Genomic DNA, 23,445 nt, shown 5'->3' on the forward strand with positions numbered 1-23,445 from the left:
GGAGAATCCCAGAAAGCCATGATCCAGAGGCCCTCGCCACAGACTTGATTCCAATGTTCCTCATGCCGGCCTCCTCTGCTCGCTTAGCTGACAGAATTGTGGGAGCTCCTGTGTTCGCCCCCCGTAGAATCGTTTCGGCAGCTTCGAGCGTGGCCCTCAGATTCCGGCAAGGTGAAGCCACCTGGAACTCGGCCGTCTATCTCTTCTCATCCTGCCTGACGGAGCGACTGGTGGCGCTGCGCAGCGGCTTTCGATCGCCTCTTCGCTTGAACGCGCGATAGATCCTCTTGATCCTCTGCGGGATCCGTGGGCGGACATAACTTTGGTAGGCGAAATGTACCGCCGCGCGAGGCATTTGAAACAGCGTGGACATAGCGCTTTTTCGCACGAGATGAACATCGACGTATTCGTCATGGCTCATCCTCCAGAATCCTTCCCAGTCGGCATTGCTGAGATGGTTCACCTCCGCGACATCCTGGCGAGAGAAAACATCCCTCAAGACTTCACCCGTCAGGAGATGACCGGGCCTGCAATCCGCATAGGTTTCGTCGAAAGCGATCTTGGCCAGCATAAGAGCCTCGCCGCATCGGATGCACATTTGAGCCGCCACGACACGATTGTTGACCCGAATGACATACCATTCGAACTCCTCATCCGACCCCAGGTTTTCTGCCAAGGCTTTGTAGAACGCGACCGCTCCAGGATTATCGGCCATCGCCGTTCCATTGCGCCCCTTCCAGCCGGATGCCTCGAGCTCTATGAACTCGCCTAGGAGCTCACTTGCCGCCGGGTAGCCTTTCCTGAGCTCAACCAGGACGGACCCATGCCCTTCGAGCTTCTTGCGGAACCGCTTGAGATTGCGGCGCATATTTCCCAGACCCGCGAAGTACTGTCCGTAATCGCCTTGCACATTGAGATATGAGTATGAGGAACGTGTGCCACGATACCTGACGTAGCCATCCGCACCATGTTGGAGGGCCCGCAGAACAGGAGATCCCTGCCGAACTCCGCTCAAGGTGAGACCGAGGTGACCAGGGATCAGATTTCGAAGCTCTGAGAAAAGCGACTGCAGCGCCGCCTCCGCACGGTCGGGAGCCAGCAAGACATCACCAGATGGTGTCAAGTCGTCATACAGCGTATGCAGTACGGGCCGGCGCGTACCAAGAAGCGGGTGCGCTCTGGCAATGACAGGCAGCACACCGACGAGTCTCTCTCCTTCGTAGGCGAAGCTACAGAGCCAATGCTCCCCAGGCTTTACGCGATGCTCCAGAAAGGCCTTGACCCACCCTGGCATCAGACAGGGAATCCGCTGAGGAGCCTTTGAGGCGAGCTCGTTCCAACAATCGATATGTGGAGCGAGGTCTGCGACATTAGAGGCCGTCGTCACCCTCAGCTCCCCGTCCGCCCGCTCAGCGTATGCGCGAGGAGAGGCGACTGGAATGTCTGCGACTGCCATGGCGTTACCGGACATTTCGACCCGCCAGAAGCGTCCAGATCGTTGCGACGGCGATCTCGACATCAAGGGATAGACCGTACTCCCGAACGTAGAACAGGTCGTATGTCAGTTTCGCGCGCGTTTCTTCGACCGTGGATGCATATCCGTAGCTGACCTGAGCCCAACCGGAGAGCCCCGGCTGTACGGCGTGACGCAGATCGTAATGGGGGATGATCTGCTGGTACTCCGAGACGAGCTGGGGCTGCTCCGGCCGAGGCCCGATTAGGCTCATATCGCCTTTCAAGATATTGAAAAGTTGCGGCAACTCGTCGATCCGGTAGCGGCGAAGCACCTTGCCGAGTGGTGTTACCCTGCAGTCGCTCTTTGAGGTCGCAATCTGTTTGCCACCCGTATTATGCACGCTCATCGTACGCAGTTTGTACATGCGGAATATTCGGCCGTTCCGCCCCACTCTGTCCTGAGCGAAAATAATCGGGCGCCCCATAGTGACGGCAATCGCCAAAGCCGCTGCACCGCCCAGCATGAAAGCTATTGGCGCCATCAGAAGCGAGGCGCCAATATCGATACAGCGTTTGAGCGGTGCATATGACGCGCTTCTTTGAAGATGATGCCGAAGGACATCAGGCTCGACATCCTCAGGCAGGAGGTATGCGGAACGGTCGATCACATAGTTGCGGACATGACGAAGCTCGCAGTTCGACATGGCCGCCAAGGAGATGTATCGCGTCCATTCCGGCGGCAACGCCACGCCGAAGTCCACGAGTATGACATCGTACCGGGAAACGGCAGCGGCAGGATCGGAGATGATCTCGACGCCCACATCAAGCCGCCGCAGGATCTCCGGCGACAGACCAGCAGCGACAGCTCCGATCTTTCGCGGTCGAGCAATCCTTCGCAATGGATCTACGGCGATGCTGCAGGCCACCGCTGCAATGTACGTCGCCGGCACGAAACTCCAGGCGATGTCCTGCTTCAGCCCTGCAGCAAATGCGAACCAGGTAAAATGTGCAATAAAACTAAATATGAAAGCCAGAAGCAGCCGCGACGTGGAGCCCCTTTGGGCGAATGCGGCAATCGTGACCACCGCCGATGTATTGAGCGCCGTTACGGTGACGATAGTAAGAACGATTCGAGAATCCGATGGGCCTAGGCCGAGGATGAAGCCTAGGAACAAGGCAGACTGGATCGAACAAAGCAGCCCTATCAAAGCGGCAATCGCCGGCCCGATGAACAGGCGGAGAGGCCTTTCCGCAGGCACATAGGCGGGGCTGAGCCCAGTTCCTCTCGCAGTGCTCTGGAGGGGAATCTTGGAACTATTCGCCACAGATGACCTCCCGATCGTTCCGCTCTATGGAACCAGCCGCCTCAAAAAAGACAGATGTCGATGCTTTGCACGTTATGGAGCATGATATGCTGGACAACCAGCCTATTCTATAGAAGTTCAAATATACTGAGGTGGTAGTTCACATTACTCAGCAGAATATACCCATTATCATTTCAGATATTCTTTTATCGCTTGATCACGCTTTGTATGCGATTGTAAAATATTTATGATAGAAATTTCCCCCCTTAGAGCTTGCTTTTGCAATCTATTCTCATAGAACCGCTGAAGATAGCTCTTACCATCGTATTTTCGCGGGAAATACAGCATGACCGGCTCAAGTATTTACCCCTGGAGATCCAGCGTTGACCTGATCCGTGGAGAGATGGCCGGAGAACTGTTGATCAACGAGGCCTTCGAACAGGCTTGGTCTGCGCTTGTCAAACAATGCCCTTGGAGCACCGCATGCCAATCCCCAGGCTTCGCTGAAGCTTGGTTTGCAGCCTACATCGCGCGCTTTGAACCCCTTCTCATCGTAGAACACGATGAGGTCGGACGACTTATTGGACTTCTACCCCTCGCGATTGAGAGAGCGTCCGGCAAGATTGTTCACGTGGGTGCCGAGCAGGCTGAATATCAGGTTTGGATTGCGACGGATCTCAATTCCACGTCGTTCATAGAGGCAGCTTTGGATGTTCTGGCATCGGATTTTCCCGGATGTCGGCTGCACCTCCAATATCTTCCGCCTGGCTCCCCGGTGCAGTGGTGCAACAAGGCGCGGCACAACTCGCGAGCATTCATCGTCGAGAAGAAGCGCCCGGTCCTGACACTTGGGCCTGGCAGCTCTGTCGAAGATTCATTGAGGAAGAAAAGCAATAAGAGCCGCATCAACCGTCTCAGGAAGACAGCTCCCCTGTCGCTCGTTGAGGTTCGGACACGCAGCGAGCTCGAGCGTTATATCGACTCGATTGCCGAGTATTGCGACCTGCGCCAAGGAGCCATAAACTCGTCTCTGCCCTTCAAAGAGGACCCCCAGAAGAGAGAGTTCTGTTTGAAGCTTCTGGAAAAGCCGGGCATCGCACATGTCTCGATTTTGAAAGTGGGCGATGCCGTAGCCGCCGCCAATATCGGCCTGATCAGCCGCACGTCGGTCTCGGTTGGGGTTCTGGCACATTCCCCTTTTCTCGCTGAACACTCCCCTGGAAAGATCCTCATCCTTCTTCTGGCGCAGACCCTTGGGAGGCAGGGCCTCTTGGAGCTCGACCTGACTCCAGGCGGCGATATGTACAAGGATCGCTCGGCAGATCATTACGATCAGGTATATGTGCTTAGCGTCCATCTCGACCGTTTCGATTTCCTCTGGCACTGGCTCAGGGTACGGATCCGTGCGGCAGCAACTCAGGCTCTGGGCCGTCATGGGCAGGCTCTGAGCTCATATCGAAAGCAAATCTCCCGCTATGGCTTGCGTGGTCTGCTCCCGGACGGACTTCTGCGATCGACCTATAGGACCGGCAGACTCCCCATCATGCACTTCAACACCGTCTCGCTGGAGCGCGCGCGCCAGATCAGCTCCAGGAACGTCTGCAACATCAACTGCATTTCGGATCTTTTGTGCTATGAACCCGAAAGCAGGAATGACCGAAGCAAGATGGAGTTTCTTCTCGCAGCCTCACAGCGACTTGAGGCGGGCGACCGCGCGTACACAATCGTGGAGGGCGGCGTTCTCCTGCATTGTTCTTGGCTCAGCCTGCCGAAGAGCGGTCACAAGGTCGCCCCCTTTGATACAATTGAGGCGCCGCTAAATTCCTGTGTGCTGCTGGACGACTATACTCACCCCGAAGCACGCAAACGCGGCCTCGCGCAACTCTCGCTGGAACAGCGTCTAGCCGATGCAGCAGCAGAACCGAATGTAGAGACGATCCTGGTTCCAGCAGATGCAGACGCGCATTCCCCTCAGCACGAGATGACGCCTCGCAACGAGTTGGATGATGCCGCGATCCGAAGAGCTGTTTCGATGTGAGCAGGATTATCTGCAGCGATCGTCCAAATCCGGCTCAGGCGAGTATCTCGGCTCAACCTCAACCACTGCCGGCCTGCCGCACACGCAGATGATGCATCCAGCGGCGAGAGCTCAATAAGCGTCCTGCGCTCCTCATGTTGCCCCGTGCCTGCCGCAGGACTGACGCGGTTCGCATCGTGACCACCAGCGTCGTTCCGATAGGATCCGCGCCTCCGACGAGGAGTGTCTCGATCGTCTGACGCTCATGCATCAGACGGTTGCACAGTTCATTATCCGGAGCAGTACAGGAGTCGAACCAAACGGCCTTGCTATCGTAAAAGTGAGTAATCGCATCGAACAGCAACAACGCACCCGGAGAGAAGCGGGAAAGCGTCTCATCATAGCACATCCTGAAGCCGAAAAGGCTGTTTCCGGAGACGAAATTGCACTGCATCGCTACCGCTCGATTCCCCATCAGAGCCAGCATCTGCAGATGGCCCGCCTCCGCCATGGCGCTGCAAGCCTTACGGAAGAATGCGATGTCCGCCGCACGGGACGCGATTGCAGTGCCTTCACTCCCCTTCCAGCCTGACGCCTCCAATTCCAGAAACTCGTCGACTGCGGATGGATCTCCTGTTCGGTCAACGAGCTTCAGCACACCACCACATTCTCGTTCTAGAGCTCTTCGCTTCCGCCCCAATTCCGCGCGCCGTTTATTCGATAGATGCGGATTGCACGTCACGTCTCGGCCTAGAGCGGCGCGTTCATACCGCTCCCATTGGACAAACGGGCTGCCACATTGCGACAGCACCTGCCTCAGCATTGACGAAACAGGCCCATTAGCGGCAACCCACTCGAAGACCAAAAGGCCGGCGCGCGCGTGCTGCACTCCCTGAAGCAACCTAAGCAGGGGTGCTGGCCCTTCGCTGGCTGCTATCAAGGGCGTTCCAAGGAAAGTATACTGACTGAGCCATGTCGCCATGACGGGCACTGGCATCTTGCGCCACCCCCACCTGATGACGACAGGCAAGCAAAAAGTCCAACGGTTGGCCTGTTCCACGACCACCAAGTGCACATTGTCTTCCGGCCGTGCCTCAGACAACGGCAGTACGAATTCAGGCTCGAAGAACGGATTCGGCTCGACAGCCTCCTGCACGAGCGTCTTCCAGGCCGAAATGTCCTCTGGCCGAACGTCTGCAGCCCGCAGAAGGCGGAAATTCGCAGCGTGTGAAGTCGAAGCCTTCTGCAGATTCTGCATCTACCAGATTCCAAAAAGTTCTGCGGCAGTGGATTTACCGATGAGGACAGTTCGAGTCCTACATGCCGAGATCATGACGGCTGAGCCAGACTATGGCAGAGCCCTCATCGCTGGGGCTTGCCGCAGGGTGACTTCTACAACGTCTCCGGGCACAAGCTCCGTGTCCTCATCGACTTCACGTCCCTCCCAGGCTTGCTTGCTGTTTCGGAAGATCTGGACGCGGGGCCTGCCGAGCGAATCCGACGCTAACCGGGACCTGAGGGAACCAACGTAAAGAATCTTTTCATCGGCAGCTCGGATCTTTGCCTTAAGGTCATGGAGCTTCGTTTCAGCCTCTTGCAGGTCGCGCATGAGCTTCAAACGCCGCTGGTCTTCGGCCTTCTGCAACTGCCGACGCTGCTCCTCTTCATCCTTCTTTACCAAGCTCAACTGCGCCTCGGTCTGCAGCAGGCGCTCGGATGCGAATGCGAGGGCTCTTTGCTCTTCCGCGATGCGTGCGACAGAAGCGAGACCTCGCTCGAACGATGACCTTAACCTGGCGACCTCCTCCGCCTGCTGCTCATAGCTTTTCGTCAGCTGCTCCTGCAGACGTCCGAGCGTAGCGGCCTGTGCTTGCGTTTGCTCCAGTGATCGCCCAAGAGATTTTATTTCCCGGTCGTGATCGATCAGGGCGAGCTTGAGTTCCTCAGCCTGAGCCCTTTCGTTCCTTGATATCGGCTGAGCCGCAGCCTCCTCATCGCGGACCTGAAACTCAGGCTCGCCCTTCAGCTCGGCAGCTAAACGCGCTACCAGCACCTCTTGCCTCATCAGCTCTTCGCGCAGGAGATTACTCTCTGTCCGTAGATCCACCTCCTCAAGGTTAGGATCTCGTGTCCGGAACCTCAGCGTGTCCAGGCCTCCGGCGAGAGCTATAGCCTGCCGTACCGTCATGCGGGGACGGTAGGGTAGTTCGCCAGGCTTTGACACGTCGCCATTGACATAGACAGGGCGATACTCAGCAATGACGACGGATACCTCCTCCGGATAGACGTAGACGATCCTCTCGGTTCCGTCGGAAGAACGGCTGCGGACTGATTTGTTGGCCAACTCGTTCTTCAGCTTTGTCTGTATATCGCTCAGAGAGAGACCTGCGACGCCAATGCTGCCTACAAGAGGATAAGTGATCTGCCCCTCCATGTTGACCTGCGTTCTCTGGCGAAACTCCGGCAGGCTGGCTATCGAAATTTCGAGAGTGTCCCCGGGCGCCACGAGATAGTCCGCCAATGCCGTCCTCGGAATGAAGAGAGCCAGCATTATGGCCATCAGGATCAACTGGCGCATACCATTCGGCTCGCTTCGGCACTTCCTACGATTGAACATCATCAACACTATCCCGAGTGGCTGCCTGCAGTTCAGCCCACAAGAGGTGGCTGGGCGCAGGATCGATGGATATCGAAACGGGGACTTCCCGAGAACCGGCGGCTGAACGGGAGCTCGTTTCTACGCAAGTCCTAAGTGGCACCGCGAACACCTCCTCTTCGCGTGCGCCAAGCTTTCACCCGATGCACAAGTTGCGAACCGTGCGTCCGGAGCGCATCCCTCAGGATCAACATGTGCGGCAGCATCGCGAGCATTATCGCCCCAATGGTTCTTGGCCTCGCGACCAGAAACCGGTGAACCTTCAGCGCATCGGATCGGCTTCTGCCGAAGATCGACGAATAGGGCGACGCGCAGGTATCCATCCACTCGACCTGATGACCGAGCAACTCACCGTCCGAATGCATTCTGCGGATGGCTTCCAGCTCCAACAGGAGACCGGGCGATCGCTTCGAGTAGGTCTCGCTCTCATCATACGTCAGCTTGAACAGGAAACTGCCTGGCTTCGCCAGAACCACGCATCGTGCGGCGATGACCTTCTTCGCAATGCGCAGCGTCAGCAGTGAGAGGCGATTGCGTCTGTGTGCCTCTAAAAGGATACCCTTGACGAGATCGCGATGGCCGTAAGAGGCAACAGATACTCCTTGCTGCCCCTTCCATCCCCTGTCCTCCAGGTCGATGAACTCGTCGGCCAGCACCTCGATATCCGTATGCTCCGTCACGTCCGAGTATTCTATGGGCCCCAGCTCCCGCAGACGCCTCTCGTACCGGCGCAAAGTTTGCTGGCTTTTTGTGGAGAAGACGTGATCCATGTAAGATTTTGCATCAGAATGGCGCCGGTAGAGGTGAGATTCGATGGTGCTGTGAGTATGCGTCAGCTCTGATGTCGACAGGTAGCGCGTAACGGCGGCTGCAATGGAAGTTCCATCCGTCAAGCCGCGCAGATTGAGCAATTCTGCATGGGCACCGCCCTGCATGAACCAATTGAGCATGTCCTGGATGCAGGCTTCATTTCCGCACCTGATAAGCGGATCGCATCTGGCATTGAGATAATTGAAAGGATCTGCCCAAAGCCGAAGGCACGAAACGGGCATCAAAGAATGTATCGAAATCCGTTCAAATGGAAAAAAGCCAACCAACCGCCGCCCGTGCACCCGGTGACTTTCGAAAGCCAGCACGAACACGAAGCTGCGGCGTTCGGCAGAAGCTCTAACGATAGGGAGTAATACCCACGGCTCATAGGAAGGGTTCTGAACAGCTAGATCGCTCGCAAGGTCCTCTAGATCCGCAGTGTAGCTAGCAAGGTCGTCAACACTCGTGATGACTGACAAATCGGCAAATCTGGCGGAGTCCGAGCCCATAAGCTCGTGATAGGGCAAACCTACATCGCCAGATTCAGGAACGATTGTCCGCAAAGATTCCACAATCGCCTCTCCTCAGCAGTCGAAGTGGCTCCAGTATCCGTGGTCTTACAGAGTATTATGCGCTCGCCGGGTTACTTAAGCAGTTCTAATCTAGCGCACCCGCTGAGGGAATTTCTATAGAACATGGCACCCACAGAAGGAGTAACCCTATATGCCCATATGGAGGCAGATCGTCGACAAACCCTGAGGTGACATCGGTATCCTTGCCAGAGGAGCTGTCACTCGAGGCGAAGAACCTACTGTGAATCCACTTTGTGATTTTCCTCCGTGCCATCGCCCTGCACAATCTGTCGTCTCAAATGAGTCGGTGATTTTCCTGTCCAACGCTGGAAAGCGTGGACGAACGAACTCACCTCTGTGTAACCGAGGAGCCACGCAATTTGGGAGATCGACAGATCGTTGTTCTGCAGATACCGAATAGCAAGATTTGAACGAATATCGTCGAGGATTCCGCTGAATGTCAGCCCCTCTTCGGCAAGCCTTCTCGACAGCGTCCGCGCGCTCATACCGAGATCGCTCGCGATATTGCCGACGACTGCCGCACCGTGCGGCAGGCGAGGAGTGATAGCATTCTCGACCCGGATACGGAGAGGGTTTTGTTTCAGCTGTCGGCGGTCAAGGATCCCTTCATAGTACTCGACTAGAAATTTGTTCAGGAATGGGTCTGCCGTTGCATTACGCAGTTCAGCATCCTGTGGGTCGAAGACGATTCTGTCCCTTTGAGATCCGAAATTGACCCCGCATCCATAGTATCGCTCCAGCTCGGACACATCGCCCTTGCTCTGATGAAGAAACTCAGCCGAGACGGGAACGAGTTCCCGTCCTGTGAAGATCCTTGCCATACGTAGAAGACTTGTCGCCCAGAATTCGATCTGGTGAGTATCGATGTGGCGCTCCACGCCTACATGCTCGAACTCCATAGACAGTGAGTTTGCCGCTTTGTGGATTTGAATCGCATCGTTGATGACGAAGCTGTACCGCACTGCATAGTCGACAGTCTCACCCAGTTTAGCGGCCGAAGCCATCACGTAATAGAGTGCGCCAAGCTCTCGCAGGTCGCTTTCTCTGGCAAGATGGAACCCCAGCAACTTGTCCTGGAGGGCCTCTGCAGTGACGTTGAGAAACTCAATTTGATTGCGAACATTAATCCGGCTCTCCGAACCGGTTGCCGTCACGGCTGAAATTCCAGCCTTACGGAATAAATGACCTACGTCCAACCCCACGAGAGCGGCCCGATCCGCGGCAAGCTTTGAGAGCACTCCGGTTGTAGTCGGAGATCTGACGGGAGCGTCTCTCGGTAACTGGTCGTTCCTACCCCGAGGCATGTCAGACGCCTAACGGTGACAGCAATCATTGACGCCTTTCATCAGCGCCGGGGATGTAGTCTCGCACGAGGGAAAGCAGTCAACAATGCCGATGGACGACGGAGCCAACCCACCTTGGTACTACTCCTTACAAGCCTGACGTCTTCTGTGGCAGTCAAGTAGTCTGTGGGGCATCCTGGGGCGAAGCGGCGAAATGCTCGTTGTCCTACGGCGTGCAGGCGCGCGACTCTTATCCGAAGTTGGAACAGGCACGGCTGAAAGATGCTCCACGATAGCGAGAATGCAACTCATACCGCTTGGAGCGGTCCGAACTCCGCAGCTGCCATGCCAAGGGTGTTAGCCGTCATTCCAGGCGATGAGAACGACCGGAGCAGCATGGTTTTCGCCAGGCGCCAAATGTCGTCTCTCGAGAAGAGAGGCGTGAAGGTAAGGACCTTCTTCCTTTCCTCGCGCACATCGCCCAGTGAAGTCTTTCGAGAACTGAGACGGTTCAGGCAAGCCGTCAAGCAGTTCGATCCCGATGTCGTGCATGCCCACTATGGCACGATGACGGCGCTTTTCTGCGCGATGGGATCGGCGCACCCACTCGTCATCAGCTTCCGTGGCAGCGATTTGAACCCGACAAGCGACATCGGCTTTCTGCGGAGCCTGGTAGGTCGTCTCTTCTCCCAAGTTTCGGTGCTACGAGCAAAACATGTGATATGCGTCAGTCAGCAGCTCCAAGACAGGCTTTGGGCTCGCCCCTGCCCCACCTCCATCATCTTCGATGGCGTCGATCTTTCGTTGTTCAAGCCGATCCCGCAACTTGAGGCTCGGCGGAAGCTCGGATGGAGCCTGGACAGCAAACTGGTCTTCTTCAATCTTGGGGGGCGCCCAGCGGGCAAACGCCTCTCGCTCGCGGAGAGCGCGATCGATCACGCTCGATCAGCTATTCCCGACATTGATCTCGTCCCGGTCAGCAAAGTCGCTCCAGAGCAGATCCCGCTCTATATGAATGGATGCGACTGCTTACTCCTCACGAGCGACTGGGAGGGATCTCCCACGGTCGTCAAGGAGGCCCTTGCCTGCAATCTGCCTGTCGTCTCAGTTGACGTGGGCGACGTAAAAGAACTCCTGGCGGGCGTTGAACCCTCCAGAATCGTCCCTTCGGACCCGAAGGTCATTGGGGAGGCAATTATTGATGTGTTGAAGACAGGGGCTCGTTCCAATGGCTCGACTCGGGCTGGCGATGTATCGGAAGAGAACACGACAAGCAGGGTTCTATCGATCTATCAGAGCTTGATGCCGGCCCGATAAGCGATAGTTTGCAAGAGATAACATCCCTATGTAGGCTCACCCTTGCCTGCAGGCACGATCTTCACAGGCGCGTGGCGTGAGGACGGCGCCATAGCCTGCGCAAGAGTCGCCTCAAGACGCCGCGCTAACACATCTCTCGAAAACTGCTCCTCTGCAAGACGGCGCGCATTATGCTGAAACTCCAATAACGTTTGCGGATTGTCGCGCATCCAAACAGCCTTGTCGGCGAAGTCAGAAGCATTATCCGGCTCTACGAGAACACCCGTTCTATGCCCCTCGGCAATCTCACCTAACCACCCTGGCATATTGGTGAGGATCGGCTTGCCTGCGGCTAGTGCGTCGAACAACTTATTGGGAGAGCAGGTTCGAAGCACCGGAACATTCTTGAAGATCGTCATGCAGACGTCGGCTGTCGCAACTACCTCGGCTGTAAGGTGCTTAGGCGTCGGGCCGGAGAAAACGACATTATCGAGCCCCTCCCGGATTGCGCGCGCCTCAAGATTTGCTCGCTCCATCCCATCCCCGTGCAAGACGAAGACGATATCGTTTTCGTTCCGCCGCTTCAGTTCAGCGGCTGCGTCCAAGACGAACCCAAGACCGTTGGCGAGTCCCATCGTTCCTATATACGCGAGCGAAAAGCGCCCCTGAATCCCGATACTCTTCTTCATCTCGCTGCCATCGATGTCCGGATGGAAAAGGTCCAAGTCCGCAGCGTTTGGGATGACCGTGATCTTATTCTCGGGAACCCCCGCATCTACAATACCGTCCCGCATTCCGGGAGAAAGCGCCACAATATGACGGGCCCAGCCATATGCCAGACGTTCAAGTCCGCGAGCCAGCCTCTTCCCAATTGGATTGGTAAGAACTCCGAGCTGAATGGCACCCTCGGGCCAAAGGTCACGCACTTCGAACACCATCGGGACCTTACGCAGCCAAGAGGCATAAATGCCGGGAAGTGCAATGGTCAGCGGTCCGCTGGTTGCAAATACGACATCTGCGTCGATCGACGCAGCTTTCCGAGATGCGCCGACCGCAAAGCGGAAGAACGCCTGTATCCGCTTTCTGAAGCCCATCTTGTTCGAGTACGGAACAGGGAGCCAGTGAACGCGAATTCCTTCCTCCACTGTCTCGAACCACTCCGCAGGATCATTCTCCCGTGCATGGGTATAAGATGTCACCATCTCGACCTGATGCCCCATCGCCACCAAGCGTCGCGCGAACTCGTAGGAACGGTTGCCGGCAACTCCAATCATCGACCGAGTGAAAAAGTATTGGTGAAGATAGATGATTCTCATGAACAACCAGCTCCACGTGTTTGACTTCGCGCCTCGAAGGCGACCTTCAGGCGGTTTAAGGGATATGCAGTTGATTGCGGAGGACGGACGACATGGCTGACCCGAGCCAAGCCCGCCAGCTTTGCGATGAAGCGAGGCATTGTATCCTGCATTCCGACGTAAACCCGAGGAACAGCCATCCGGCGCCGCGGCACCTGTGAAAGGGATACCGGTCCCGGCTCCAGACTGAACGCCAGTGGAAGCCCTTCAGCTTCGACCGCTCCTCCATGCGCTGCCGAGTAGTCTCTTACGGAACCATTCGGATAAGCGAAACCCAGCGGCTTGGCGCCGAGATGACGCGTCAAATGCTCAACCGACGTGGCGATCTCCCTGGAAGCCTCCTCCTGCGGCAGGCTCGTCAGAATCGGATGCGTGTGCGTGTGAGCGCCGAACTCTACCCCTTGCCGGGCGAGATCTCGAACCTCGGACCAGTTGAGATAGAGATGCTCGAACGTATTGGGGGACGGGATGGGCACATCCAGCGCAACAGACAGTTCATGAACGGCATCTGTTCTTTTCGATCCAGGCTGGCGCTTAACGGCCTCCACCCACGCGTCGGTTGCGGCATCGCGCTCTGCCGCTGCCCGAAGCTCCGCCTGCCCGATCAGTGGGAGGTCGAACGTGCCCGGAGCTGCCTTCGAGAAGAGATAGGCGGCGAGATCCCAGATGAAGGGTCGCCCTGTTCCAATGTGATTCGTTGCCAGGAATATAACGGCAGGAATGCCGCGATCCTGCATGATGGGCCATGCAATGCTTCCATTGTCCCGATAACCATCATCGAACGTAACGATGACCGGACGTGGCGGCATTGCCCGTCCCTCGTCAAGCCAAGCGACGAGGTCACGCAGAGAGATAGGGTTGTAATGCATACGCAGGAAATCCATCTGCTGCGCAAAATTGTCCCGCGTCGCACTAATTGTCGGCTTGTAGCCTTGAAAGAGCAAGTCTCCCGGCACTAGGACGCGGTGGTAGCAGATGACGGTCAGCCAGTTGGTCGACAGGAGCCTGATCAAACGCCCCGCACCAGCGGAGCCGGCAGCAAGCAACGAGTGCGGGAGAATCCCCGCTGATCCATCCTTGTGAACCTGGCGCCCGAAGCTGCTCGATGAATGGCTCACTGTATCCTCTCGTGTCCGTTACCTCCGATAGAGGCAGGTTCAGCGCAACTCTCAGGTCTGTCAGGCGACTTCGGGAATGCCTGTGTCGAGATGCCTCTCACCAGAAGTGGGAATGCCGGCTGCAGGTGTCATCGTACGGTCTAGGAAGATGCGTCCCCACAATTCGATGCTCATGAGGGACAGCAATGTATACGATCCATCCACATGACCGCTTTCATTGGCAGCTCTAAGCTTCTGGACCTCCTGTGGGTCGAAGAAACCTCGGCTCCGTATCACTTGAGGAGACAGCAGATCCTCCTGCAGATCTCTGAGCTCATTTCGCATCCAGGTTCTCAAAGGCATGCCGAATCCGGTCTTCGGGCGATAGATCGCCTGATGAGGCAGATGAGCCTCCATTGCCTTTTTGAAGACCCACTTTCCCTCTCTCCCGGCTTGCTTGAACCGGGTCGGAAGTGCCGCTGCGATCTTCACCAGTTCGATGTCGAGCAGCGGAACCCTGCACTCGACTCCACAGGCCATCGACACCTTGTCGAAGAAGTTCAGGTTGTGATCCGGTACGAAGAACTTTCCATCCAGGTAGAGCATCTGGTTCGTGAGAGGGGTTGCTGCCGGCAATCGCTCCAGGGCTGCCACGAGCGGAGCTTCAACTCCCTCGCCGGCGAGCTCCTGTCTTAGGTCAGGAGCAAGCAACGATGCGACAAGGTCAGGGTGTCCCCAGTAGAAGTAGCTGGCAATCCGCTCCCTTTGTGGCAAGTGTGCATAGGAAAGCGCTTTTCGCATCTGGCGCATGAGGGGAATGCGCACGGGCATGTGACTTGCTATTTGCGCGACAGTGGCACGCGCCGCGCCGGGCAGCCATCGCCAATATCGCTCCTGTTCGAGAGCATAATGCCGCCTATACCCGGTAAAGATATCGTCGCCCCCCATCCCGGACAGGAGGACCTTGATCCCCTGCTTCCGCGCAACAGAGCTTATGAGATAGGCGTTGATGGGCGATACGTCGGCCTGAGGCTCATCCATCATGTAGATCATGTCAGGCAAAAGGTTGAGACTATCCGGGCCGACGGAGACCTCTTCGAGATCGACACCAATATGCCGTGCAACCCGATGAGCATAAGGCAGGTCGTCCTCAATCCCCTCCTGCCGGGCGTCGGCGCGATCAAAGCGAATCGTGAAGCAGGGTAGCCGGCCGCCCCTGGCGCTCGCTTTCGCGAATGCAACCACGGAACTTGAGTCAAGGCCGCCGGAAAGAAATGCTCCGACAGGTACATCCGCGATCATCTGACGTTCCACGGCGTTCTTAACCCCGTCATGAACGATCGATATCGCTTCTTCCGCACTCATCTCCTGGGGCGCGCTCGCATAAGGCAGATCGTAGAACGACCACATGCTCTCGATCCGCTGACCTCGCGCGACGAAGGCGTGACCTGGGAGCAGCTTTCGCACACTCTTGATCATGGTCGCCTCACCGGGACTCCAGTGATAGGTCATGTAGGCCCGCAAGCCCTCCGGATCGACGGACCAATCGACATCATGGATATCAAGAAACGACTTGATCTCGCTGGAGAACAGAAGTCCGCGAGCGGTCTCGGTGTAGTAGAAAGGCTTCACCCCGATCCCATCCCGCGCAGCAAACAAGGTTCGAGACCGTTTGTCCCAGATCGCGAACGCGAATATTCCGTTGAGGGATGTCAACATATCGACACCCTTCCAGAGGTACATCTTGAGAACGACCTCCGTATCTGAGCGCGTTTTGAAGCGGATCCCGGCCTGCATCATCTTTTCACGCAGCTCGACATAGTTGTAGAGCTCGCCGTTGTAGATGAGCACGACGTCATCCTCCGCCATGGGCTGACTAGCCGCGGATGTAAGATCAATGATCGAAAGGCGCCGGTGCGCCAGACCGACTTGTCTGTCCTCGGAAACCCAACGCCCGGCACCATCAGGTCCACGGTGAGCGATCCGACGGCTCATCCCCTCAAGTTCGGCTTCGTCAAACCGGCCGAGATATCCTGTTATACCGCACATCGCAGCCTCCACCATCACATGATCCGCTGAACCCAGAGCAGGATCCGTTCACCTGAATCGTTTCACTTCAGTGCGCCAACACCATTTCTCACGATGCGAAATTCAGGGCAGTGAAGACATTCTTGTTACTTATGTGTGTGACCTCATCGACAAGGCTCCGAACATTCTCCGGCGCAGTACGCCCTGCACGTGCGACCACGAGAACAGCATCGACATGATGGACGAGCATGAGCGGATCAGCGACCAATCCGGCGGACGGCGTATCGAGAACGATCAGATCGAAATTGCTTCCCAGCTCCCGCAGAATTTTGCCGAGTCGCGCCGATTGAAGTGGACGATCGGGTGGAATATCCGCCAGATCCCCACTGGTAATGACAGAGCACGTGGAACGTGGGTCCGCCGAAATCAGTGGTGCGGATATAACTCCAGGGGATAGCAGAAGCTGGGCAAGGCCGTTGCGGTTGTCCAATCCCAATCGACTATGCAGAACCGGATCGCGAAAGTTGCAGTCCAAGAGGGCGACCTTGAGACCTGCCTCAGCAGCCGTTCGCGCCAACGACAGGGCGATGGTCGATTTACCTTCCGCCGGATGAGAGGATGTTACGAGAAGAGATTTGAAGCTCTCACTGCTGCCTGCGGCTATGGATACTCGCAATCTCCGGATTGCTTCGGAGAACTCCGATGTCGGCCGGTCGAAGATCTCGTCCTCGGGGGCAATGCCACCCCGTCCGGAGCCTCGCTTGATCGCGGGAACGATGGCAGAGCAGCGAAGACCCGTTGCCTCCTCAAGCTCATCTTCCGACTTGAGGTTGGCAGGATAATTGTCTCGCGCATATGCCGCTCCGACTGCGAGCACAAGGCCGGCCGCTCCTCCGAGCAGAACAAGAATCGTACGTGGCGGGAAACTCTTGACAGGGGGAGCACTGGCGGCAGCGACGACATGGACATCGGGAGAAACGATGTTCCTCTGCTGCGCCAATGCCTTCAAGCGGCCGAGATACTCTTGATAAAGCTGCCGTGTCGACGCTGCTTCTTGCTGAAGACGGAACAGGTTGACCGAGATGTCGGTCGAGGGGTCGGTCCTCTGGATGACTCTCTCCAGCTCCTGGCGTAGGGAGGCGAGCCTTTCGTTTCCTGCCTCGAACTGTCTCCGGATAGGCTCTATGCGCTGTGCGCTGAGAGCCTGCAGTTGGGAGTTGACCAGTTCCAGCCTCTGGCGGAGATCGGAACGCTCCCTGTCACCCTCGGAAGGGCGCTGAATCCTCTGCTCGAGAGTTCGCCGCTGCTCATCCATAACAACCATTTCAGGGATAGAGAGCGACTGCCCCAGTGACGCATAGTTCTGGGACGCGATGAAACCCTCGATCTCTCTCAAACGCGTAGTCAGCGAGTTGAGCTCACGAGTCGTGGAGGCGATGCTGCCTTGAACCCGGTCGACGTCGCGGCGGCTGGCATCATCATTAGGTTGCGATGCCTGCGCCATTGCAAATGCTTTGATCTGCGTCTCGGAACGACGCAAGGCTTCGCCGAGTTCAGAGACGCGTTCGGTAAGTGCCGCTTCCGCACGCTCAGCAGAACGAAGCTTGGCGCGAACCTGGCCGTCGATGTATGTCTCCGCATAAGCATTGGCGAGCCGAGCGGCTTCCGAGGGGCTCTCTGCCGTGACGTCGATGGCAATCACGTTCGTCAGGCCGCGCCTGCGAACCGTCGTGATCCTTTGCAGGGCCCTGGCCGCGATGGCATTCGGGTCAGTCTTCCCGGATTCGAGAGCATCCTGTCCCTCAGGGCCGACGCTTTCATCGCCGAGCATCCCAAATCCCGACTGCAACGATGACTTGAAGACGTTGAGCGTGCCACCTACGAACTGTGAGATCACGCTTTCGTCACCTTCGGCGCCCGCAACGAAACGAGGATCGCTTGCAAGATTCAGGCGAGATGCGACTTCTTGTGCGATGCTGGGCGACTTCATAATCTCGACTTCGCTGTCCACGTTTGGCGAAGCGGCCGCAGGAGCAGGCGTGTCGAGTCCCAAGAGGCGGAGATCCCTTTGATCGACGACGAGCAGTGCCGTCGCCGTGTACTTTTCCGCGAGGCTCAGCACGATTCCGGTTGTCAGCACGACCATCCCTATCGCTATTGCAGCAGCAAGCAGGAAATGGCGGCGGACCGCCCCAACGACCCTACCGATCGTTCTGGCAGCGTCACCTCTGCCTCGACTCAGAGTTCCATGAGCCTCTCTCAATGACGATGGCCGAGCTTGGGGCTGCTCAAGACGAGATCTTGTCTGCCCAGCTTCCGAGAGGCCGTGCTCTCGCGGCTGGGTGCCTGCCGCGGCAGAGCGGCTGCTTCTGAGCAGGTAGGGTGCCTGAGGAGCATGCTCCCCAGCACCTGCTAGCCGCTCTCTTTGCGGCGACGTAGAAGGAAGCTCAGGAGCTCCATCGTTTCCTTGATACATCATCCCCAAAGCCTGTCCTGAGAGCTTTGGAGTGCATGGCTCGCCGAGCCAAACCAGCAGGCATTCCAACAATCAAATTGGCGATGCTACCGAGCACCCGCAATTACATCATTCTTGGCATGTCTGCCGACAACGGCGATTCAGCACTCCAGATTTGACAGGTTAAGAATGCCCCATCGCGCCACTCCCCGCCACGCGTCGCAACCGACGAGTTCGGACTACTCCAGAAGTGGCTGAAGTAATCGGGCGGTTTTCCAGGCCCCGCTTGATGTTCCAGGAAAATAATTTCCAGTCAGAACGATAACGCTCGAATGACATGAACTTCAGACGTCCGCTGACTAGACACGACGCCCACCCGTGACGGTAGGATCTGATAAGACCTAGGTGTTACGACATGCGCGGCAGCATGCTGTACTTCACATTTGCATGGCGTGGCGAGAAAGCCAGGAGGGCCAAGACCACTCCCAGGAACATATCGGCAAAGCGGAGGAGCAGGACATGATGGGATACCATCATGTCGCTCATCAAAATGATCGTAAAACCATAGACGATGCCTCGATGTGGGGCGGAAACGCCGTAGGTCAGCAACGAGAGGAGAAAGACCAGGAGCATCACGAGAGGAACCATTCCCCCTTCGCCAGCGATCATGAGAAAGGTGTTATGAATCCCCAGCCATTCATTGACCTCAATTCCGCCGGCCACCTTGCGGACCCCACCCTCCATGGCATGGAACTCGCCGAGCCCTGCTCCCCAGGGGAAGTTGCTCGTGATCTTCTCGAAGCCCATCTCAAAGAGCACATTGCGGCCGGTTGTCGACCTTTCATTGATCTCACCGCCTGCCAGGTTCAGGACATCAGACAGGCGCTCGCGCTGCTCCCAGGAGAGGTTGAGGAGATCGTTCTCGAATACGAACCAGAGACCCGAGAAGACAAGAACGAGGCCGACTGCGGAAAGGACGAGGGTCATGAATGATCTTCTCGTCAGCAGAAAAAGCGCAGTGAGAACAAGGAGCGTCAACATCCCTGCCTTGGAAAAGGTCATGATCAGGGCGACGACCGCGACAGCACCCTGAACGAGTCGCAGTGGGAGACTGCTGCTGGGAAGCGCAGCGATCAGAACGATACAGTAGAGGGCTATCATCGCCGCTTCGTTCGGGTTCTCGAAGAACCCTGACGCGCGGTCGGCCGACTCCATTCCCTGCCTGAGCTGGTCCGCATCAATGCCGGGCATCATCGGTGTGACCTGATAGGGCCTGATGACGTCCGATAGGATCACCATGACACAAGAGACAAGAAGGATGTTCTTGAGAATGGTCAAAATCCTGGTGAGCTCTGCCTCATCAACGGAGGCCAGCCAGAAATGGATGGCCGAGACGAGCAGGATCGTTGCTCCATAGGATGTTATATAGCTTGAATTGAAATTCGACCCGAGGATTCCAGCCAATCCTCCAAAGAGCAGGTACGAAGCGACTGTGAGGGCAAAGAGCAAATAACTTGGAGTTACATAGGCAATCCGCGCATATTTGATGCACATGATGATCGTCAGCAGGAGAATGATCGGCGACAGGAACGCTTCCGCTCCCAGGAACAGCAGAATGACGCCGTTCAGGTTCAGCCCTGCGAACAGCATCAGGCCCAGGCCGAGTGGGTCGACCCTCCGATGCGATGCGGTGCTCGCATTGCAGAAAGAGGCTTTCATTCAGCCCTCACCGATGAGCAGGTGCCTGCGACTTCACGCAAGTCATTGCGCCAAACTCCACCCACGACCGGCACCTCTCAAGGCGAAGGACCGGGTATCAAATAGTTCCTCGTATTTCAGCACGACCTGCCGCACATCGAATTGGCTGACGACATCCGCAGACACTCGCTGATGTGCTCGGCTGCGGAATCTGTCGATCGCCTCCGCAATGGAGGAAGGTGTATGATCTGCAGTGATCTCGCACTGAGGAATGTTCTCCAGAATGGGAGCCAGTCCCGCGACAGGTGTCGCTACGACGGGCGTCCCGCAGGAGAGCGCCTCCAAGACAACGTTGGGAAAACCCTCGAAGCGCGATGACAGGAGAAATCCGTCGGCTTGTGCATAATAGGGATACGGGTTGTGCCGGTACCCAATCAGGCGCACCCGCTCTTCAACGCCCATCCTCCGAGCTTGATCCTCCAGCGACTGCCGCAACGATCCTTCACCCAGGATCGTAAGGTGGAGATCCTTGTTCCTGGCGAGCGCTATCGCTTCTATGGCTGAGTCGAAACCCTTCTGGTCTTCAAGTCTTCCTGCAGCGACGAGATTGAAGACGCTCGGGTCATAGTTCGGCTCATCTGATCCACTCGCTGCCCGCTCCCGGACGAAGGCGAAATCAAGAGGGTTGGGAATGACTGCGGCGGCTCCGCCGAACCAGTTCAGAGATTTCCGGTAGTCCTGCTCCATTTCCGGGGACTGAAAGATCATCAGGTCGGTATTGAAGAGAGCAACCCTGGAAAGCATGCGCCATAGAATGGGCTGGCGGTTTCGCTCCAGTGCCGCACTGAAGAGAATGGTCGGCCGGGCAATGAAGCGTGTATGGCGTGGCCAGAAGTGCCGGGTACTCCCCAAAGCGACATTGAAGTAGTCGATTGTCGAGAAGACCACGTCCGGCCTGACCTGCCAAATATGACGGACGATCCTGTGCAACGCGTAGCGCAACCGCGGTGCCTTCAGGTCCGTGACGGAGATGTCGGCTGGCAACTCGTCGGCAAAGACGGAATTTTGCTGGTTCACCACTGCAAGGGAAACATCAAACCTGCTCCGAGACAGGTTTCGCAGCAGCGTCGCAGTGACCCGCTCGGCCCCCCCGGGCACGAGAGCGGGGATAAAGACCAGAACTTTGACCTTTCTTTCACTCATAGCGCGTCTGCCATGCACGGAACATCAGCACACGCCACAGGTGATCCTCGTAGTTCCATCTTCCCGCCTGATGATCCCGCCAGATATTCTCCACCATCCTCGTGTTCAGGAACTCATCCTTATGCTGTTTGGCGAAGAGCAGATCCCCGGCCCAGGACCGGAGAGGGCCCTTGAGCCACTCGCCAATGGGCACGCTGAAACCCATTTTGGGCCTGTCCGTCAGTTCGGTCGGAACATGGCCCTCCAGGATCCGACGAAGGGGCCATTTGGTTCGACCACCACGGACTTTGTAGGACGAGGGCAGAGAGAAGGCGAATTCGACGATCCTGTGGTCGAGCAGCGGCACTCTTGTCTCCAGGCCGACCGCCATGGCGGCTCTGTCGACCTTCGCAAGGATGTCGGTGGGGAGGTAAGTCAGCGTGTCGAAGGCAGAGGCGAGGGACAGCATGTCTCGTCCGGCCGATAGAGAAGGTGCCGCCGCGCTCATGTATCCTTCTCTTCGGTCGCTGAGAACGAGCGTCCACTGATCCGGCTGGAATGCTAGTGCCATGTAGCGCTGAGCAGGGTCGTCGAAGGCCAGTGTCTCCGAGAGAATCCTGAGGCGGTTCGCAACCGACTTCGGCAATTGCCCGACGGGAAGGGACCGAAGCACATTCTGAGCGGCCGACGATCCGAATGCCAGCAGGAGGGTGCTCAGCAAGGCCTTGGCCGGAAGCCGCTCGATAGCCGAGGCGGTAAGCTGACGTTTATAGCCGCAGAACAACTCGTCGCCCCCGTCTCCGCTCAAGGCGACGGTGACCTCACGACGTGCGAGTGCCGTCAATAGGGCTGTCGGGATCTGGGAGCTGTCGGCAAAGGGCTCGTCCCATATATTCGCCAGCTTGGGAATCATCGCGAGGGCATCCCCCGCTGTGACAGTCAGCTCCTTATGCTGCGTTCCAAGGTGGTTCGCCACCTGCGCCGCATGAGCCGCTTCGTTGAAATCCGCCTCTTCGAAGCCGATGGAATAGGTCTGCACCTTGCGATCCGAAACCGACTGCATCAAAGCGACAACCGTGCTCGAGTCGATGCCCCCCGACAGGAAAGCTCCGACTGGCACATCGGCTACCATCTGGGATGCGATGGACTGGAGCATGAGCCGCCTCAACTCATCCACGGCATCCTCAGCCGAACCGCGGAATGGCTCCGCCCGCAGCGCATCCTGGAGAGACCAGTAGTCGTCCAGCCTGACATTGCCGAAGGTGGGATTCTCGGCGGCAGGCAGGGTCAGAACCTGCCCTGGCCCAAGCTTTCTGATGCCCTCATAGATCGATAACGGTGCAGGCACCGCCTTCTGACAGAAATAGTGCCACACGGCAGCGTGATCGGTGGAAGGAGAGAAGCCGGGGATTGCATGGAGGGCCTTGAGCTCTGAGGCGAATACGAACATCCCGCCCCAGTGCCCATAATAGAGAGGCTTCTCGCCAAGCCGGTCTCTTGCCAACGTCAGCGAGCGGTCAGCCTTGTCCCAGAGGGCCAAGGCGAACATCCCGACGCAACGATGGAGCGCTCCTCTGATCCCCCAGGCCTCGATCGCGGCAAGAAGGCTCTCCGTATCCGAGGTTCCTCTCCAAGCACCTCCCGCGGAATCTGCGAAGCCGGCTCGACGCAGTTCTTCTCTGATCTCAAGATGATTGTAGATCTCTCCGTTGAAGGTGAGCACATAGCGCCCGCTCGCGGATGCCATTGGCTGATGGCCTGCCGGGGACAGGTCGATGATGCTGAGGCGCCGATGGCCCAAGGCAACGCCGGCCGCAACATCCAGCCAGTGCCCCTCGTCATCGGGACCACGGCTGACAAGGCTGGTTGTCATCCTCTGAAGGACATGAGCCGGATCATTTATCTGCGACCGAGACGAGAAGAGGAATCCGGCAATGCCACACATGGCTTTCCTTCAACGGAACAAGCACTGGCAAAAAATGCCGTGAGTATCTGCTAGGTTTTCTGCTGAAAAGCTCTCATGGGGACTCAGGACGGTCAATGCGCGGGGAGCCGGCGGGAGGCTGAGTTCCGGCGACGAGATGTGGCTCGCTCACCCATTCGTATGTATCGCATTTCAAGGGCGGCCGACGAGGCGTATAAGGATCCTCGTTAAAGCCGATGTCTCCTATCTGTCTGCGCTGAAAGGATTATTGAGGCTGAACGGCATCGACACG

15 protein-coding genes are annotated in these 23,445 nt (G+C 57.2%); 2 read left to right on the forward strand and 13 right to left on the reverse strand.

The window, feature by feature from the left end; genetic code table 11:
* Positions 1-196 precede the first annotated feature (196 nt).
* Positions 197-1,198 (reverse strand): GNAT family N-acetyltransferase, encoded by a 1,002-nt coding sequence (locus LGR44_RS01695; protein WP_226736544.1) that lies wholly within the window; start codon positions 1,196-1,198, stop codon positions 197-199.
* Between the two features lie 262 nt (positions 1,199-1,460).
* On the reverse strand, positions 1,461-2,780 hold the full coding sequence (locus tag LGR44_RS21895; RefSeq protein ID WP_226736546.1) for a sugar transferase: 1,320 nt from the start codon (positions 2,778-2,780) through the stop codon (positions 1,461-1,463).
* A gap of 325 nt (positions 2,781-3,105) precedes the next feature.
* Between LGR44_RS21895 and LGR44_RS01705 the strand changes: the two genes are divergently transcribed.
* Positions 3,106-4,797: a GNAT family N-acetyltransferase gene (locus LGR44_RS01705; protein WP_226736548.1), complete on the forward strand. Its 1,692-nt coding sequence runs from the start codon at positions 3,106-3,108 to the stop codon at positions 4,795-4,797.
* Positions 4,798-4,855: 58 nt separating this feature from the next.
* On the opposite strand, the gene LGR44_RS01710 is transcribed toward LGR44_RS01705, so the two are convergent.
* The 4 genes from LGR44_RS01710 to LGR44_RS01725 all read right to left on the reverse strand — a co-directional run bounded on the left by LGR44_RS01710 (position 4,856) and on the right by LGR44_RS01725 (position 10,139).
* Complete coding sequence (locus tag LGR44_RS01710) at positions 4,856-6,034, reverse strand: GNAT family N-acetyltransferase (protein WP_226736550.1); 1,179 nt, start codon at positions 6,032-6,034, stop codon at positions 4,856-4,858.
* Between the two features lie 90 nt (positions 6,035-6,124).
* Positions 6,125-7,354, reverse strand: a complete 1,230-nt coding sequence (locus LGR44_RS01715; protein WP_226736552.1) for a polysaccharide biosynthesis/export family protein — start codon at positions 7,352-7,354, stop codon at positions 6,125-6,127.
* A gap of 170 nt (positions 7,355-7,524) precedes the next feature.
* Positions 7,525-8,814, reverse strand: coding sequence for a GNAT family N-acetyltransferase (locus LGR44_RS01720; RefSeq protein WP_226736554.1), 1,290 nt, complete (start codon positions 8,812-8,814; stop codon positions 7,525-7,527).
* Between the two features lie 236 nt (positions 8,815-9,050).
* Positions 9,051-10,139 carry an AraC family transcriptional regulator gene (locus LGR44_RS01725; protein ID WP_226736556.1) on the reverse strand — a complete coding sequence of 363 codons (1,089 nt, stop codon included), beginning with the start codon at positions 10,137-10,139 and terminating at the stop codon, positions 9,051-9,053.
* Between the two features lie 324 nt (positions 10,140-10,463).
* Between LGR44_RS01725 and LGR44_RS01730 the strand changes: the two genes are divergently transcribed.
* The gene (locus LGR44_RS01730) at positions 10,464-11,435 is read left to right on the forward strand and encodes a glycosyltransferase (protein WP_264196300.1); all 972 of its coding nucleotides are present in this window, start codon (positions 10,464-10,466) and stop codon (positions 11,433-11,435) included.
* Between the two features lie 26 nt (positions 11,436-11,461).
* On the opposite strand, the gene LGR44_RS01735 is transcribed toward LGR44_RS01730, so the two are convergent.
* The 7 genes from LGR44_RS01735 to asnB (LGR44_RS01765) all read right to left on the reverse strand — a co-directional run bounded on the left by LGR44_RS01735 (position 11,462) and on the right by asnB (LGR44_RS01765) (position 23,174).
* Entirely contained in the window at positions 11,462-12,730 is a 1,269-nt protein-coding gene (locus tag LGR44_RS01735; protein WP_226736558.1) for a glycosyltransferase family 4 protein, read from the reverse strand.
* Complete coding sequence (locus tag LGR44_RS01740) at positions 12,727-13,887, reverse strand: polysaccharide deacetylase family protein (protein ID WP_226736560.1); 1,161 nt, start codon at positions 13,885-13,887, stop codon at positions 12,727-12,729. The genes LGR44_RS01735 and LGR44_RS01740 overlap by 4 nt, the downstream gene beginning before the upstream one ends.
* A gap of 60 nt (positions 13,888-13,947) precedes the next feature.
* Positions 13,948-15,930 (reverse strand): asparagine synthase (glutamine-hydrolyzing), encoded by a 1,983-nt coding sequence (gene asnB / locus LGR44_RS01745; protein WP_226736562.1) that lies wholly within the window; start codon positions 15,928-15,930, stop codon positions 13,948-13,950.
* Positions 15,931-16,003: 73 nt separating this feature from the next.
* The gene (locus tag LGR44_RS01750) at positions 16,004-18,373 is read right to left on the reverse strand and encodes a GumC family protein (protein WP_319004799.1); all 2,370 of its coding nucleotides are present in this window, start codon (positions 18,371-18,373) and stop codon (positions 16,004-16,006) included.
* 384 nt (positions 18,374-18,757) lie between these two features.
* On the reverse strand, positions 18,758-20,068 hold the full coding sequence (locus LGR44_RS01755) for an O-antigen ligase family protein (protein WP_226736564.1): 1,311 nt from the start codon (positions 20,066-20,068) through the stop codon (positions 18,758-18,760).
* A 42-nt stretch (positions 20,069-20,110) separates the two neighbouring features.
* Positions 20,111-21,250: a glycosyltransferase gene (locus LGR44_RS01760; protein ID WP_226736566.1), complete on the reverse strand. Its 1,140-nt coding sequence runs from the start codon at positions 21,248-21,250 to the stop codon at positions 20,111-20,113.
* Positions 21,243-23,174, reverse strand: a complete 1,932-nt coding sequence (asnB, locus tag LGR44_RS01765; protein ID WP_226736567.1) for an asparagine synthase (glutamine-hydrolyzing) — start codon at positions 23,172-23,174, stop codon at positions 21,243-21,245. The genes LGR44_RS01760 and asnB (LGR44_RS01765) overlap by 8 nt, the downstream gene beginning before the upstream one ends.
* Between the last annotated feature and the right edge of the window lie 271 nt (positions 23,175-23,445).

This window comes from Microvirga lenta (genome assembly GCF_020532555.1).
In the GTDB taxonomy this organism is placed as follows: Bacteria; Pseudomonadota; Alphaproteobacteria; order Rhizobiales; family Beijerinckiaceae; genus Microvirga; species Microvirga lenta.